Source organism: Maribacter arcticus, from assembly GCF_900167935.1.
In the GTDB taxonomy this organism is placed as follows: Bacteria; Bacteroidota; Bacteroidia; order Flavobacteriales; family Flavobacteriaceae; genus Maribacter; species Maribacter arcticus.
The window spans coordinates 573,964-590,888 of record NZ_FUYL01000001.1; the positions used below are offsets into that span (position 1 = coordinate 573,964).

Consider the following 16,925-nt stretch of genomic DNA (forward strand, 5'->3'; position numbering starts at 1 on the left):
TTATTTGAAAAAATGATTTCATTTAGAATAAAAATAGAATGTAAATAATAGGTTGTACATGCTATAAATAATGGCTGGCTTTAACATCTGTAAAGCCATTTCAAATATTATTTAGTTAACTAGATAAGTTGGTGTAAATTAATCGAGATTTAGTTTTTTATAAAATATAGGATTCTTTAAAAACAGCCATTTAGCTTTTAATCCAATTTCTGTAAACTCAAAACCAGCAGCAGTGGCAGAGGCAATATTACTATACTTGCCATAAACGCTTATACTAAAACGTTTAGAAAATTGATGTTGCATAGAAGTTTCGGCTCTGAAAATAGTCGTTTTAGGGTCATCTTCTACTTGTTGAATACCTGTGGCTGCACTTGCCATATAGGTTGTTTTTTCTGAGATTATACCACGTATATCTGCAAATAATTCAACGGCCTTGTATTTTTCGGGACTAAAGTATATGGTGGGTACTTGATCTTTAAAAGTAATATACTGGTAGTTAACACCCATTTTTAGTGCCGGTTTACGTAGAACATTATAATATAAAGAAGTGAATAATAGATTTCGAACGTTATCATCACTTTGTTGGGTGTGCATTAGTTGGGTATACCAACCAAAATTAACATTGGTGCCTAAGTTGTAGTTTAGTCCGTAATGGTTTTGTATAATTTCACGCTCTATTAATTCGGCATTAAAACTTTGTACTTCTCGCTGATACCCAAGTGTTAAGTTTTGCAACTTAAAGGGTTGTAAATCTAATTTGATATCTAAAACTGGTTGTGTATATGCTTCATCTAAAAATCGAGAATTGTTTAAACCTATAACTGTTTTCAAAACTGTTTTAGGAAATAACTTGTATTGTAAACCAGCCAATAACACGCGAGAAGTCGCTTTATTATCAGTTACACTATTTTCAGTCGTTCTAAAAAAGTAAGATACCGTAGTTCTAAACTTTGTGGTAAATGGAACATCGATTGTAGTATTGGTAAAAAATGCTATGTTATTACCATTATCGAAAGTATAGGCAGCATGTTCTTCAATAGTAGGGGTGTGCATTAAGTTAAGTTTTTCAATAAAACCTTTAGCATCTTTTTGATTCTTATAAAATTTAAGAGTTTGGTTGGCCATGTTATAGGCGGGTATGATTAAGTCTGCCGCAAATAATGCGTTTGCCTTACCTAAATTACCGTCGAAAGAAGCGCTATCATTCACTAAAATTTTATCATAACTTTCTATACTAGATTTTGGGTCACCAGTGTATAAACCACGTGTTGCTTTTAATGCGTGAATCCAATTTCTATTTGGGTAATGTTTCTCAAGACTATCAATTTGTTTTTTTGCTGAAATAAATTTTCTATTCCAAATCAGTGCTTGTATATAACGATCATAGGTTTGTTCGGTAAGCTTAGTATCATTTAGTTTAATAGCTTTTAAAGTGGCTGTTTTTGAAATATTAAGTGCTTCTTTGTCATTTTCATCTATATGCTCTGCTAACACAATTCCATTTAATGAGGTAATTGAATCTTTAGGTGTTGTGGCATACCTTATATACATGCTCTTAGCCTTATCAACTTGTTTCGTAATTAGATAAAGATTTGCCAAGTTGATTAGCACATCTTTGTCATTTGGAAAATCATTAAAGATTTCTTTTAACAATTGCTCACCTTGACCATATTCCTGGTTATTTACATATTCATTGGCATAGCCCAATCGCATAAATTTTCTGGAGGTTTTAGCACTGCTATTATCTGGTTGAAGTTCTATAGCTTTTTCAACCCAACTTAAAGCAGATTTATACTCTTTTAGGTTACTAAGGGTATTTGCATACCCTAAAACTGCTGCAAACTGCTTAGGGTTTCTCTCTACCAAGTCAGCATATAAAGGTTTAGCTTTTTCGTATTCTTTTGCCCATAGATACGATTCGTTATAATTAATTTCTATTTCAAAATCACCCGGATATTCTTTTAAAAGTTCAGAGAATAAATTAGTTGCTTTTTCTGGTTCACCACTAAGCCCAACAGCTCTGCCATAACATAATTTGGCAGTTTTATTATCAGGTTCAGTTTTAAGGTATTCACCAAAAAAAAGTTCTGCTTCTTGAAAGTTTCCCTTTTCTAACATACCAAACCCTTTTGTCATGTCAGATTGTGCTCTTAATAGCGAAGTTGTAATCAAAAAAAGAAAAAGTACTCTATGAATCATTTAAAGTGAGATTAATACTACAAATACCTAACGGTAATTATTGCAATTTATTTGTCATTATCAATATTGTAAAGATAAAACTGGATCTACGGTTACGGAAGTAAGATAATTGCCATTCGTCTACAGCAACTGGTCATCTGCCTAAAGCAGCCAAATTACAAGGGTAGGCTTAAAGATATTTGACGTATAAATTGGTAGAAGTTTAGATTTTTAAAAATAATAACCATGATAGCAATTAAAGTAGTACTTAACAAAGTTTCTCCAGAAAAACTCTTTATGGGTAGCGTACTTCTGGTTAATGGTGGTAATTATCTTTATAATTTAGTCTTAGGTAGATTGCTTGGTCCGGCAGCATATAGCGAGGCTGCTTTGCTAATTACATTGCTGTTAGTTCTATCCTTTTTAGGAATGACTTTTCAACTTGGCACTGCAAAATTCGCCATCTTATTTACTGACAACGATTTGGTGGCTTTAAAACAACTTTTATATAAGTACGCGCTTACTTTTGGTACGATAATCGGTATTTTACTATTTGCATTTGCCGATAATCTTCAACAAATATTTCACACACAATCTGCCTTAATGTTCAAGACATTTGCTTTAACCGTACCGTTGTATTTTTTTATGTCTGTAAATCGCGGTAAGTATCAAGGTGGGTAAGATTATCAAAGTCTTTCCATTACCTATCAAACAGAAATGTGGAGTAGATTATTATTAACATTGGGTCTACTTTGGTTGGTCCCGAAAGAACCTGCCTTTATAGTATCATTGGGTATAGCCCTTTCCTTTATCTTCGGATTGATTCCTACCAACATCAATCTTAAAAATTTAACCAAAACCATTTCGTTATCGAAAGTAAATAAGAAAAAAGCAGTAAACTTTTTAATATTGACTGCCTGTTATGAATTCACTCAAATAGTAATAAATAATAGTGATGTACTTTTAGTAAAACACTATTTTGATACGGTAGATGCAGGTCTTTATTCCTCTTTGGCAATGATTGGTCGCGTAGTTTATTTCATTGCTTGGATGTTCGTTATGTTGTTATTACCTACTGTAGTACAAAAACAGAAAAATGGTGAAGCTACAGCCCCTGTATTAGTTAAATATGTTAGTTACATTGGTTTATTGGCAATCGCAATCGTATTCAGTTGTGCGGTTTTTCCAGAACTGATTATTCAAATAATGTTCGGTGAAGCATATATTTCTATGGCTCCTCTTTTGTGGCAGTACGCCTTGGCAACTTCATTATTCGCTATCTCTAATATTTTTGCCTATTACTTTTTGTCTTTGGATCAATACTTTCCTGTAATACTTTCCGGTTTGCTTGGTATCTCTCAAATAGTTATGATAACCTTTTTCCATAGTACCTTATATATAGTAGTTCAGGTTCAGATTGTGGCAATGGTTGCATTGCTCGTTGCACAACTTCTTTATTTCGCACACAATAGCATTTTAAATAAGACTATCTAAAACCTAGGTATTAGATAGTGTGGCCCTAGGAAATTTCCCGTCTTCGAGCCTTTTTTTTTTAGAATTCATAATAGCCCTTTTTATCTTAATTAGATTCTTAAGATGTAGTTACTAAAATTTTAGACATAAGAATTATTGTTTACCTGTCCTTTTCTTCCATTGGTCTACAGCAAACCTTCATCCAACCAATATAGCCTCATGAAGCTACATCATAATAAGATATTTGAACAAGAAATAACCGAATAGATAGTGAAACTTTAACCTATGAGATTAGCCATTGTAACAGCTTACCCGCCTAGTAAAGTAACTTTAACAGAGTACGGATATCACTTAGTTAAGCACTTTAGATTACAAAAAGATGTAACTGAAATAATTTTAATTACTGATAAAACCGAAGGTCAAAAGGATCTAGCTTTTAATGAAGAAGGGTGTAAGATTACTGTAAAGGAATGTTGGGCTTTTAACAAGTATTCAAATCTCTTCAAAATAAATAGTGTTATCAATGAAACTAAGCCCGATGCGATACTTTTTAATCTTCAATTTTTGAAATTCGGAGATAAAAAAATACCAGCTGCTCTTGGGTTGCTTTTACCATTTATGTGCAAATTAAAAGGTATACCTACCATTTCATTATTGCATAATATTTTAGAACAGGTCGATTTAGAGAATGCTGGCATCACCTCAAACAAGTTATTACAGAAGATCTATAGTGTAATAGGTGATATGTTAACGAGGTTTGTATTGGCTTCTCATATTGTTGCTGTGACCATTAGTAAATACCAGACTATTTTAGAAAGCAAATATAATACTAGAAATGTAGCATTGATACCTCATGGCTCATTTGAAACCCCGCCAGAGCCAGATTATAATTTAAAGGAAGGACCTAAACAAGTAATGGCTTTTGGAAAATTCGGTACGTATAAAAAAGTCGAGATTATGATTGAAGCTGTCGAATTGGTAAGACAGCGTACTGATGAAAACATAGAAATTGTAATAGCAGGTACAGATAGTCCTAACACACCTGGTTATTTAGAGGCGATGAAAAAGAAATATGCTCATGTAGAACAACTTCGTTTTACTGGCTATGTTGCCGAAGAAGATGTTCCTGTAATTTTTGGTGAAAGTACTGTAGTCGTTTTTCCTTATACCTCAACAACCGGCAGTTCTGGTGTATTGCACCAAGCGGGTAGTTATGGTAAGGCGGTTGCTTTACCAGATTTAGGAGACCTAAGTATATTGGTTAAAGAAGAAGGATATAAAGGTGAATTTTTTGAACCTGAAAGTGTTGAGTCATTAGCAATAGCTATTGAAAATATTTTACTGCACGATTCCTATAGAATATATTTAGCGAAAGCTAACTATCATGCAGCATGCTCATTACCCATGTCACATATTACAAAAATGTACATAGAGTATTTTAAAGTTTTACAATTGGCTAAGTCTAATGGGTTCAAGTTAGATGTAGCTCTTGTTGAAAAAGAATTGATGTTATAAACTATTTGGTTAGGTTTAGTGAAAGAGGGAGTAGTGTGGTTAGCTGCTCCCTCTTTATTTTTTAAACATCACATGTTGATTATAGTAAATAAATTTAACTAGTAAAGCATATTTGGTTCTTCGATGTTTTGCAAATGCGGATACCAGATATTAAAGAATCAGTGGTTATAAATCAATAGGTTATCGATGATAGGGGCACAACTATTTTGAAACTATTTTACACTTCTCTTACAATATTACTTGAATAATTCGTTATATGTAGGTTAAATCTTACTTATATAAAGCCATGAAAATACTAACTATTGATGATCAACAACTTATTCTTTTATCGGTTGAAAGACGCCTTTCTGAATTAGGATATACTGTTAAGACCGCTAATTCTGGTCAAAAGGGAATAGAACTGTTCGATTCTTTCGAACCTGATTTAGTGCTTGTTGATATTAATATGCCAGACATGTCTGGTTTAGAGGTGGTAAAACACATTAAGTCTGTTTCGGGAAAAATTGTTCCAGTTTTGGTAATGTCTGGTAATACCGAAGAAAACATCATCATGGACGGCTTTACTTTAGGCATTGATGATTACATGAAGAAACCTGTAAGTTTAGACGAAATGGCGGCACGTATAAAACGGCTTATTGGTGCTCCTGTTATTAGTGACGATTCGCAAGTTTCTAATAATGCTAGAATGTTGCAAAAAAATTGTGTAGGCGTTGTAATACCTTGTTATAATGAAGAAGAACGTCTTTTAAGTACTGAGTTTAAAGACTTCGCACATAAGAATCTTGGGTATCACCTATGTTTCGTAAACGATGGTAGCACCGATAAAACTTTAGAGGTGTTAGAGAAATTAAAAAAAGGTAGTGAAAGCAATATCAGTATTTATAATTGCGAACAAAATGGTGGTAAGGCAGAAGCAGTACGTCAAGGTATGTTACATTTAGCAAAAGATGAGCAATTAGACTACATAGGCTTTTTAGATGCCGATTTATCTACAGATTTTAGAGATTTTGATGATTTGGTAGAAACACTAGACCAATCTAATTTTAAAATAGTTAGTGGATCTAGAATGAGTAGAATGGGAGCTGACATTACTAAAGAATCTGCACGTAAGATTATTAGTATGACTATTAACCTTATCATTAGAACCATCTTAAGAATGCCATTCAATGATACCCAATGTGGTGCAAAAGTTATGGACCGTTCTGTAGTACCATTGCTTTTCGATAAGCCTTTTATTACCAAATGGTTGTTCGATGTAGAGATGTTTATCAGAATGCGAAAACATTATGGTAAAACCGAAGCTAAAAAACTTATTTGTGAGCAACCTCTTAAACGTTGGATCCATGCCGATGGTTCTAAACTATCTATGAAAGATTCAGTAAAAATTGTTGGTCAGTTGGCAAAAATCGCCTTTGTCTATAGGTAATTACTCAAACTTAAATCAACTAGATAAGAACTAATTCATGTCAAAAATAAAAGTAGCTTTAAAGAAAGTATCCCCTAAGCATTTGTTTATGGGCAGTGCCTTGCTGGTTAATGGCGGTAATTATTTATACAATTTGCTTTTAGGCAGATTATTAGGTCCTGAAGCATTTGCAGATGCGGCATTATTGGTGACATTGTTATTGGTATTATCTTTTGTTGGGATGACATTTCAGCTCGCCACCACTAAATTTGCAGTGTTGTTTTCAGATGAAACATGGATTGCTTTTAAGAATACCATGTATAGGTACGCATTGGTTTTTGGTGTGTTTACAGGAATTCTTGTACTCGCTTTTTCAAAGAACCTTCAAGAGCTGTTTAATACACAGAATCATTACATGTTCATGATTTTTGCTGTGGCCATACCCTTGTACTTTGTTATGAGTGTAAATAGAGGAAGATTTCAAGGCAGACATGATTTCGGAAAATTAGCGGCTACCTATCAAACAGAGATGTGGAGCAGGCTACTACTTACTTTTGCTTTGTTATTATTGGTACCTTTTGAACCTGGAATTTTAATTGCAGCGGGTATAGCGCTATCTTTTGTATTCGGGCTTTTTCCTTCTGATTTTAAAGGAGTTCAAGTTTTTTCTAAAAGTAAACTAGCTTCTGTAGATTTAAGACAAGTCTGGATTTTTATTGGGCTTACCGCTGGTTATGAACTCACGCAAATTATCATTAACAATAGTGATATTCTATTGGTCAAACATTATTTCAATGATAAAGATGCTGGTCTATATTCTTCTTTAGCCTTAATAGGTAGAGTGGTCTATTTTGTTGCTTGGATGTTTGTTATGTTACTTATGCCAACGGTTATTCAAAAACAAAAGGATGGAGAACCTACTGCACCTATACTTTTTAAATATGTATTCTTTATTGGTGGCTTATCAACCTTCATAGTTTTTGTTTGCTTTTTATTTCCAAATTTGATAATCACCTTAATGTTTGGCGATGCTTACTTATCAATAGCGCACCTTCTTTGGAAATATGCATTGGCAACATCATTATTTGCAGTCTCTAATATTTTCGCGTATTACTTTCTGTCGTTAAATCAATATTCACCTGTAATACTATCTGGGTTATTAGGGTTTTCACAAGTGGCACTCATAATGCTATACCATGACAATCTTGAAACCGTAGTGCATATGCAAATAATTGCAATGGTTATACTATTGGTTGCGCAGCTATTATTTTTCATCATAAAAAATTCATCATCCGATACGGGTGAGAAAAAAATGGATTTGGTTGGCAATAACACGCTTTAACTGTCATATAATATTTTAATAAAATTTAACCAAAATGAAATTAGCAATTGTCACTGCATACCCACCGAGTAAAGTAACCTTAACTGAGTATGGTTATTACTTGGTTAAGCATTTTAGACTTCAAGAAGAAGTAACTGAACTTATCTTGATTACTGATCGTACCGAAGAACCAAAAGATTTAAATTTTGAGGAGAACGGCTGTAAGATTACAGTTAAAGAATGCTGGAGTTTTAATAGTTACGCCAACATATTTAATATTAGTAAAACTATTTCGCAAACTAAGCCAGATGCCGTTTTATTTAACCTTCAGTTTTTAAAATTCGGAGATAAGAAAGTACCAGCAGCCTTAGGCTTAATGCTTCCTTTTATCTGTAAGGTGAAGGGAATACCAACGATTTCATTACTCCATAATATTCTTGAAAAAGTCGATTTAGAAAATGCAGGCTTTACAAATAATAAAGTGTTGCAGCGTATTTATAATTTCATTGGTACTACGCTAACACGTTTTGTTTTGGCATCTGATATACTTGCGGTTACCATAAGTAAATACGTTTCTACTTTAGAAGAAAAATATAAGGTTAAAAATGTAGCATTAATTCCTCATGGTGCTTTTGAAACTCCACCAGAGCCAGATTATAAATTACCAGTAGGCCCAAAACAGGTTATGGCTTTCGGTAAGTTCGGCACCTATAAAAAGGTAGAAATACTGATAGAGGCTGTAGAGGAAATTAGGTCAAGATCCAATGAAGATATTGAAATTGTTATTGCAGGTACCGATAGCCCTAATACACCTGGTTATTTAGACGAAATGAAAGAAAAATATAGCCATGTGCCACAAATACGTTTTACAGGTTATGTTGCTGAGGAAGATGTGCCGAAACTTTTTGGTGAAAGTGCAGTTACTGTTTTTCCATATACCTCTACAACGGGTAGTTCAGGGGTTTTACACCAAGCAGGTAGTTACGGTAATGCAGTAGCTTTGCCAGACTTGGGTGACTTGAGCACTTTAGTTGAAGAAGAAGGTTATAAAGGAGAGTTTTTTGATGCGCATGATACGTCATCGCTTGCAACGGCAATTGAGAAAATTCTAACTAATGATTCGTATAGAATACAACTTGGGAAGCAAAATTATAAGGCGGCATGTTCATTGCCAATGTCTGCAATTACCCAAATGTATATAGATTACTTTAAAGCCATTCAAAAATCGAAAGAGACTGGATTTCATATAGATATTGCATCAATAGAGAAGAAATTGGTTCATTAAGAATCGATATGGTTAGTGTTTATGGCTGGTTTTAACCAGCCTTTTTTTGTTTTGCTAGTTGTAGATAATAAGATTTTGAATTTCCTGCTTTTCAATTATTGCTTATGTTTTTTTCTGATAAGTGAGTTCAAAGAATAGTACATTTTAAATTTCTAGTATTTGAATTAGAGTGGTTAACTTTTTAGTTATTCTCTTTGTTAACTGTTAATTCAAAGTATGCCGGTTTTTTATTTCCTAAGGAATCTAGGCAACCAAAGAAATGCTGTTTTTTAGTTTTCCATGGTAAGCTCCCTGCCACAGAGCTAGGCACTTTTTTAAAATCGTATAAAGTCCAAAACATATACGGAATATGGTTATCCCTTAATATCGGTTGTATCTCATTGTAATAGTCTCGTTGCCCTTCTTCATTTGCTCCTCTATACAAATTCCATAACCCCTTATATGAAGACATTCCATACTCTTGAAGTACTTTAGGTTTGTTTGGTACAGCACCGTTTAGGGTGTCGTACGCTTTTTTAAAGTCTTGAACATCTCTATAGTAATGAAATGACACAAAATCTACTTTGTCTGCAAGGTTTATGCCGGCTTCAGGTGTAGACCAACCTATGGTAACCGGGTGATTTTTATCCCATTTTTTTATATTTTCAATCATTTGTTCTAGCCAATTCAGTACACTTAGGCGACCACGAGATTCAAAATCTAAATCGGGTTCGTTTTTTATATCCCAACCTAAAAGAGCAGGGTGGTCCTTAACAGCATTCACAATAGTTTCGGCATGCCTATGGGTAAGCGTCCAATTAGAGACATCATAATCGCCGTAGAAATCAAATAACGTTATTAGAACATCTAAATTATTTTCTTCTGCGCTATCTAAAAGGATTTTAAGTAGGTCGAGTTTTTTATAATCTACTCTGTTTTTTCCAAAATCTTCATATTGAATAAATACTCGAATGGTATTTAAACCCATGTCTTGAATGATTTTAAAATCTTGATTAATAATACTATCGTTGAATTTTTTCCCGAAGGTATCCCAAGGGGAATCTTTAGGGTAGTAATTGATTCCTTTTGTATTTTTAATTTTTTCTAGTTTATCCTGAATGTTTCGTGGTTCTGTTTTAGAGGTATCTATTGGTGTAGGTATTTCTTTTAAATGTCTTATGCGCCAAAAGCCATCTTCTAAAAGCATCATTACTTGGTAGCTGGTAGTATCCTTTTCTTTAGAGAGTAGTGTTTCTCCTTCATAAATTTCTTGATATTCCTCTACATTGTAATCTTTGAACACTACCATAGTACCGTCTGCGGTATAAAAATCTAAAGAAGAATTATGGTTTAATGTTGTACGCTTATACCAGTGATTGTTTTTTTTGTTGAGGTCTATATTATCGTATAGGCGTACCCTAGCGCTATCTGTATAAAAATCTTCGATACCATAAGGGTCATTTTTTTTGTAGGCGATATTGCGAACATGCCAAGCGTTCATATAATCATTGGTAATTTCTCCCAAAGCTTGGTCTTCCATTGGCCGCCCTGGGTTGACTAAGTTTGTCCAATCTAAACTTGGCTTATAAACATCTTCCATAGGTACTTCTAAATGCAACATTGAAGTTTTGTCTGCTCCTGTATTCATAAAAGCCCATGCAGCACCAATACCATATAAAACGAGTGTATTTATAGCCAAAAAGGAGACTATAAGTACTGTTCTGTATAATGTTTTATTTAATTGTATCGCCATGTATGTTCTTTGTAAATTCTTTTGTAATGCCTGCAGCATTTAATTTTAGTATATAATCACCTTCAGCAAGATAATGCTCACCTAAGAAAATGCTACAAACTCCGTTTTTGGTTGTTGTTTTTTTAGATGCGACAAATACTCCGTCGGCATCATAGATATCTAACTGTAAAAGAAGACCATCGGGAATAAGCTGCTTCATAAAACTTTCGAACGGGCCAATATCGATGTTTCTGTTTCCTTTAGAAAAATGAACAGGATAATCTTTAATTGCAGGTTTAAATGCGAATTCAGTAGTATTACTCTCAGCAGCGCCTGTAACGAAAGCCTGTATTTCCCATTTAGAAGCTTTATCTGGGTGTAAAGTTTTAGCTTCGGCAATACCGTTTATAGTAGTGCCAATAGTGTATAAATAAGAGTCGTTTTCATTTTTAATTATAAAGGTTACCAGCGTGCCATTGGTTACCGTATTGCCAAATTCATCTCTAATAATATCCGATGTAAAGGTTATTATTTGATTACCGTCGGCAAAATTATGAGCGCTAGAACTGCTTATAGAAAAATCAGTTGCATTAGAGGGGTAAACAATAGTAGCAAGCTCTTTAGAGTTCGTACCGTTACATTCTGATGAGACCAATATTCTACCCGATTGCAAGGTTGATCTAACATTGTAAAAAGCAAAAAAGCTTTCAGTAGTGATTTTTAGTTCGTCTATATTTTCTTGAAATTGATGTTTAACGGTCACCTCTGTTCCATTATCTAATGGGTTATCGTATGCATCAGTTGGTGATATGGTTAACATAGAATAATCATTGTAACCTGCGGTAACACTTCGAGGTCCAAAATAAGACTCAACATAGGTGGCTTTATAGGCATTTGTGGCAATATCAAATTTTCCATAACGTAACGTATGACCTTTTAATATTAGCTTCCATCGGCATGGTCCAGCAATTCTTGTAAAGTTTTTAGGGATTTTGAAAACCATGAGTTCGTTTTCTGAGTGCTCGGGTGATAGCACAACGTTTCCGTAAGCATTCTTTACTTGTAGTTTCAGGTCTTTTATAGAAGTATCTGTTTTGAATGATACAGCAACAGCATCTCCTGCAACACTATTATTTACGTTTGCTACAAGTTCAATTTTCGGGTAGATAAATTGCTTAGGTTGCTCTTCTTTTTTGCTTGAACAACCAAGTAGTATAAGACTTAAAATGATTAAGATTTTAATACGCATACTATTTAGGATTACCTATATAACTGTTTATTTCAAACTTCAAATACTCATAGCCTTTACCTTTAAAAGGTTGTGTTTGTTTCTTTTCATGTATTACTTTTCTATTAGGAAATATTTTATTGGCAATTGCTTTATTCGGTAAACCATTTACAAAACAATTTTCTAAGCTACTGCTTATGATTTCTAAACTATCGAGTTCTAAAGGTTTGTAATTGAAAAATTGTTTTCGTTGTATTCGAACACCTTCGGTAACAAATTTATGATCAACCCAGAGTAGTTGACTATCTTCATCGTAGTAAGAAATTATCAATTGAGGAATGGTAACTTCTTGTACCCCCGAATTAAATAAAACACCATTAAAACCTTGTTCGGTGTATTCTAAATCTTGTAAGGCTACATGCTTATATAAATCTGTATTAGCAGTATTTCCTGCAGATTGTAAATTAAATTTTGTTGGTTGCTCTTCAAAACTTACAGGGGTAAACTGATCGGGATCAAAAGTGGGCGGTAAGGTGTCTTTAGTAGAAGACCAGGCAATGCCTTCAAAATTTATTTTAAACGTAGTGGTTTCTTTAGGCATTAATTTATGCTTAATTTGATGTTTAGCATTGTAACTCGCTAGTTCTTTATTATTGTCATTGTAAAGAGTTGCCTTGATTACAATATCTGCAGGAGTGTTGTCTACGTTTTGTAGCTCACCAATTATACTATACTGCCCTTTGTATTTCACCAATTTAGCCGATAGAATTTCTAAAACGGGTTGTTTTAATACATCTTCGTGATAGGTTTCTTGCGTAGTGATTTTTCTTCTACCGTGATTGTAATAGGTGGTGCTATTGGCTGTAAAAAGTTGGTCTGGGGGTATATCATTATCAACTTTTGACGATTTTAGATACCACTTATTTTTTCTTTTTATAAGCTCGTGATAATCATTGTTGAATACATTTTCTAGCGGAGTAATCCATCTGGTGGCTACCTTGGCTTTTGCGCTATTCTCTGTCTTGTCATAAATTTCAATACCTAAAGAATCTAATTTGGCATATGAACTTAATATGCCATCTGTTACCGAAACCCCTAACATATACTGCGCGATGTCAATATTTTCTTTTGGGTCAATATAAGAATGTGCCCTAGAAAATTCTTTAAAATCCAAGGCATCGTAATAGGACTCAACCACATTGTTTGGTGATAATTGTGTGACGTTTTTCACATAAAATATAAACATACCATACCCTAAACAAATAAGCATAGCAAGTGCCCACCAATGCGAAAAGGTTAAGAGTTTGGATGGAAATTTATTATAGGGTAGCTCTAGTTTCATAAAAGAATGCTCTTTTACTTTTCTAGACTTTAATAGTCTTACCCAAATCATCTGAATATTAACAAAAATGGCTATTAATACTGTTAATAATGGTATTATACCCCACATGATTTTCATTATGGAAGGGACATCTTGCTTAGGCATTATTTGAGGTATAGGAGCCACATTAAGTTTCTCCCAAACCATAATGCCGTTTTCTAATTGCTGTAATCGTTGCCAGCCACAATAGTAAAGTATGGGATCATAGAACTTATCATTAGAGAAAATGTATTTTAAATTATATTTTTCGGGTACGGTTAAAAATTGTTGTAACGAGCCTATACCTTCTACACCCCGAAATTTGGAGTTTTCTATACGCTCAATGGCTCTGGTTGTAAGTTCTGGTAAACGACGTGCTGAGTGGTAATTTCCATCGACTGTCATTGCCCCTGTTTGAGCAGAAAGCCAGGCCATTTGGTCGCCAAAACCTAGGGGTAAATAACGCCAGGCATCATGTGAATCTGCTCCTAAAAAGTTAACGATGGGCAGCATATTAATTTTAGCGGGCTGTGAGGGTCTAAAGTACCCCAATGTCATCGTGAAAACGACCATAAACAACATTCCACCGGCAATTAAACCACCTAGTACCCTATGATAAACTCCCCCGAATTTTGATTGTATCAAGGCTTTTAAGTCCCCTTCTACCATTCTATACGCGAATTCCGCAAAAATAGGGAGGGCCATAATAGTTGCCCATAATGTAAACCTATCTAAAGTAAGAATATTGAAAGCGGTTTCGCCTAGCATCATAAGTGGAATAGGGGTAGTACCGCCAGTTCCTAGAATAGTAAGTAGTGCAAAAGATAATCCGAAGAATATATACCTTTTACTAAAATACCTGTAAAAGAAATAGGGCAGAACAAAAAGAAATACTCCCCAGGGAATTATGAAAAAGACCAGACCAGATGAGGTGATTTCCAAGAAATTATCTCGTGACCCATGCGGAATAGCCACTTGGGTAATCGGGTTTCTTTTAGAATTATACCAATAAGGAAAAATACAGAAAACGATTAAAAAAATAGCACTACCTCCAAATTTCGCAATCTTCCAAAAATGCTGTAATGTGGTGCTCCAGAATACTTTAAAAGTAAGTTCTTTGTATGAATTTACGCGCTCTCGAGAGGCATCCATAACAGCCATTCCTATTAATGGAGCTATAAAAAATACCATACCGAAAATAGGCGTAACATGATGCGAGGTTACCGTGACAGCCAGCATCGTAACAGACGTAATAAAGTACCGTGTTTTGCCAGTTTTTATCCATAAGTATATTTCTGTCATAGAATGCAGAAGAATGGATAATGCCATAATACTTGGTAACTGCCCGAAAATATGTAAAGTCTCTACGAACGTAGATGAGAAAACGGCCATGACTGCACCGTAGCCAGCAATTCTTCTGCTGCCAGTCATTAATAAGGTGTACCTATAAGCTCCTGTTATAAATAATATAATAGCAATTAATGCTACGGTATACATGCCGAATTTTAGACCACCGATGTAAGAGAGTATACCAATGAGTTGATGTACTAACGGAGGGTAAGATTGCACTGTAAAGCCCGTATACCATCTATATTCCCATGGGTCGAACCAACTATTCGCGTAGTGATCTGCAAAAAACAAATGAATTAATGCATCATATGTAGACTCTAACGTAAAGAAAATCGCAGAACCATGAAAAGCTAGCCCTACAATCAAAGCTAATATTAAGAGGGTATTGGTTTTTTTTTCCAAAGTTTATATTAGAATCAAATTCTACCTAAAGGTATTAAATATATGAGATGAAGATTACAATAAAAAGCGAACAGCCAATGATTTAATAATAGAATACCTACAATAGTATGCTCTAAAATTTTTAAATCGGTTTATTATTTATTCATCAAATCTTTCAAAAAATATATTTCTACTAAGACATTCATCTTTTAGAGTTATCAATTTCTGTAAGAAAATATAACAATACAAAGATAGGGTTATTGTTCATTTCCTTCGCAGTCAGCTATCGAACATAAAAATCCATTCATCTACAGAAAAGTGTCAGCCACCTTTACACACTCAAAATCTTTGAAATGGAAAAGTAAATTTGTTTGTGTAAACTATAAATAACCATTAACACACTTAAATCTAACATATGAAAATCTTAGCTATCGATGACCAACAGCTTATTTTACTTTCGGTTGAAAAGAGATTAACAGAATTAGGCTATGAAGTAAGAACTGCGGTATCAATTGAAACGGGAATAAAACTATACGATTCTTTTAAACCCGACTTGGTGTTATTAGATATGAATATGCCAGAAATGTCTGGAACGGAATTGGTGTCATGTACAGGTACAGAAGTAGTAAAATATATTCGGGTATTCATGAATAATGATACGCCTATACTTGTAATGTCTGGTAATACAGATGAGGCCCTTATTATTAAAAATTTTGATTTAGGGGTAAATGATTATATGAAAAAGCCACTAAGCCTAGATGAAATGGCGGCTAGAATAAAAAGAATAATTGGAGCGCCTGAAAATAAGGAACTTAACGAAGCCAAAAAATCTGACACACGAATGTTGCAGAAAAATTGCGTTGGTGTAGTTATACCATGCTATAATGAAGAGGAGCGTCTTTTAAGTAATGAATTTAAAGACTTTGCTCACAAAAACCTCGGTTATCATCTTTGTTTTGTAAATGACGGTAGTACAGATAATACACTTGCGGTTCTTGAAAAACTAAAAGAAGAGAATCCACAAAATATTAGTATTTATAATTGTGAACAAAATGGTGGTAAGGCAGAAGCAGTGCGACAAGGTATTTTACATTTGGTAAAAGATGCACAACTTGATTACATCGGTTTTTTAGATGCAGATTTGTCTACTGACTTTAGAGATTTTGATGATTTGGTGAAAACCATTGAAAGCTCTGACTTTAAAATTGTGAGTGGGTCTAGGATTTCTCGAATGGGAGCCGATATTACTAAAGAGTCTGCTCGTAAAATAATTAGCATGACTATCAATCTAATTATTCAAACTATTTTAGGCATGCCTTTTAAAGATACGCAGTGCGGAGCCAAAGTGATGGATCGTGAAATAGCCTCTAAAATGTTCAATAAAAAATTCGTTACCAAATGGCTATTCGATGTAGAACTTTTTATGCGAATGAAAAAGTATTTTGGTAAAACAGAAGTAAAAAAAATGATTTGTGAGCAGCCGTTAAAAAGATGGATACATGCAGATGGTTCTAAACTATCTATTAAAGATTCAGTAAAAATAGTTGGTCAACTTGCCCAAATTGCAATTCACTACAGATAATATTACTTAGATATTAGGTTCAACTTTCAAAAAGTATTTTAAAAGTGCTGAGGTTTGTATACCTCGGTACTTTTTTTACTTTAGGTCAATTTAAATAACCGCTTACAACCAAAGCGTATCTTTGTGATTGATACTA

At 34.0% G+C, this 16,925-nt stretch carries 11 protein-coding genes; 7 read left to right on the forward strand and 4 right to left on the reverse strand.

Features of this window, described 5'->3' with window-relative positions:
• Nucleotides 1-138: 138 nt before the first annotated feature.
• Nucleotides 139-2,199 (reverse strand): tetratricopeptide repeat protein, encoded by a 2,061-nt coding sequence (locus B5X55_RS02675; RefSeq protein ID WP_079511031.1) that lies wholly within the window; start codon nucleotides 2,197-2,199, stop codon nucleotides 139-141.
• Between the two features lie 225 nt (nucleotides 2,200-2,424).
• Between B5X55_RS02675 and B5X55_RS19185 the strand changes: the two genes are divergently transcribed.
• The 6 genes from B5X55_RS19185 (at nucleotide 2,425) to B5X55_RS02700 (ending at nucleotide 9,177) form a co-directional block, all read left to right on the forward strand.
• Nucleotides 2,425-2,859: an MATE family efflux transporter gene (locus B5X55_RS19185; protein ID WP_317042666.1), complete on the forward strand. Its 435-nt coding sequence runs from the start codon at nucleotides 2,425-2,427 to the stop codon at nucleotides 2,857-2,859.
• A 36-nt stretch (nucleotides 2,860-2,895) separates the two neighbouring features.
• Nucleotides 2,896-3,672 (forward strand): oligosaccharide flippase family protein, encoded by a 777-nt coding sequence (locus B5X55_RS19190; protein ID WP_317042667.1) that lies wholly within the window; start codon nucleotides 2,896-2,898, stop codon nucleotides 3,670-3,672.
• A gap of 264 nt (nucleotides 3,673-3,936) precedes the next feature.
• Nucleotides 3,937-5,166: a glycosyltransferase gene (locus B5X55_RS02685; protein WP_079511032.1), complete on the forward strand. Its 1,230-nt coding sequence runs from the start codon at nucleotides 3,937-3,939 to the stop codon at nucleotides 5,164-5,166.
• Between the two features lie 286 nt (nucleotides 5,167-5,452).
• Nucleotides 5,453-6,592 (forward strand): response regulator, encoded by a 1,140-nt coding sequence (locus tag B5X55_RS02690; protein WP_079511033.1) that lies wholly within the window; start codon nucleotides 5,453-5,455, stop codon nucleotides 6,590-6,592.
• Nucleotides 6,593-6,629: 37 nt separating this feature from the next.
• The gene (locus B5X55_RS02695; RefSeq protein WP_079511034.1) at nucleotides 6,630-7,913 is read left to right on the forward strand and encodes an MATE family efflux transporter; all 1,284 of its coding nucleotides are present in this window, start codon (nucleotides 6,630-6,632) and stop codon (nucleotides 7,911-7,913) included.
• 34 nt (nucleotides 7,914-7,947) lie between these two features.
• Nucleotides 7,948-9,177: a glycosyltransferase gene (locus B5X55_RS02700; protein WP_079511035.1), complete on the forward strand. Its 1,230-nt coding sequence runs from the start codon at nucleotides 7,948-7,950 to the stop codon at nucleotides 9,175-9,177.
• A gap of 181 nt (nucleotides 9,178-9,358) precedes the next feature.
• Here B5X55_RS02700 and B5X55_RS02705 read toward each other — a convergent pair whose 3' ends face one another.
• The 3 genes from B5X55_RS02705 to B5X55_RS02715 are packed head-to-tail and all read right to left on the reverse strand — an operon-like array spanning nucleotide 9,359 to nucleotide 15,228.
• The gene (locus tag B5X55_RS02705) at nucleotides 9,359-10,909 is read right to left on the reverse strand and encodes a cellulase family glycosylhydrolase (protein ID WP_079511036.1); all 1,551 of its coding nucleotides are present in this window, start codon (nucleotides 10,907-10,909) and stop codon (nucleotides 9,359-9,361) included.
• Nucleotides 10,890-12,137: a hypothetical protein gene (locus B5X55_RS02710; protein WP_079511037.1), complete on the reverse strand. Its 1,248-nt coding sequence runs from the start codon at nucleotides 12,135-12,137 to the stop codon at nucleotides 10,890-10,892. Before B5X55_RS02710 ends, B5X55_RS02705 begins: the two co-directional genes overlap by 20 nt.
• Before the next feature lies 1 nt (nucleotide 12,138).
• Nucleotides 12,139-15,228 (reverse strand): putative glycosyltransferase family protein, encoded by a 3,090-nt coding sequence (locus tag B5X55_RS02715; RefSeq protein WP_079511038.1) that lies wholly within the window; start codon nucleotides 15,226-15,228, stop codon nucleotides 12,139-12,141.
• Between the two features lie 394 nt (nucleotides 15,229-15,622).
• Here B5X55_RS02715 and B5X55_RS02720 point away from each other — a divergent pair, with 394 nt between their 5' ends.
• On the forward strand, nucleotides 15,623-16,789 hold the full coding sequence (locus B5X55_RS02720; protein WP_079511039.1) for a glycosyltransferase: 1,167 nt from the start codon (nucleotides 15,623-15,625) through the stop codon (nucleotides 16,787-16,789).
• Nucleotides 16,790-16,925 lie beyond the last annotated feature (136 nt).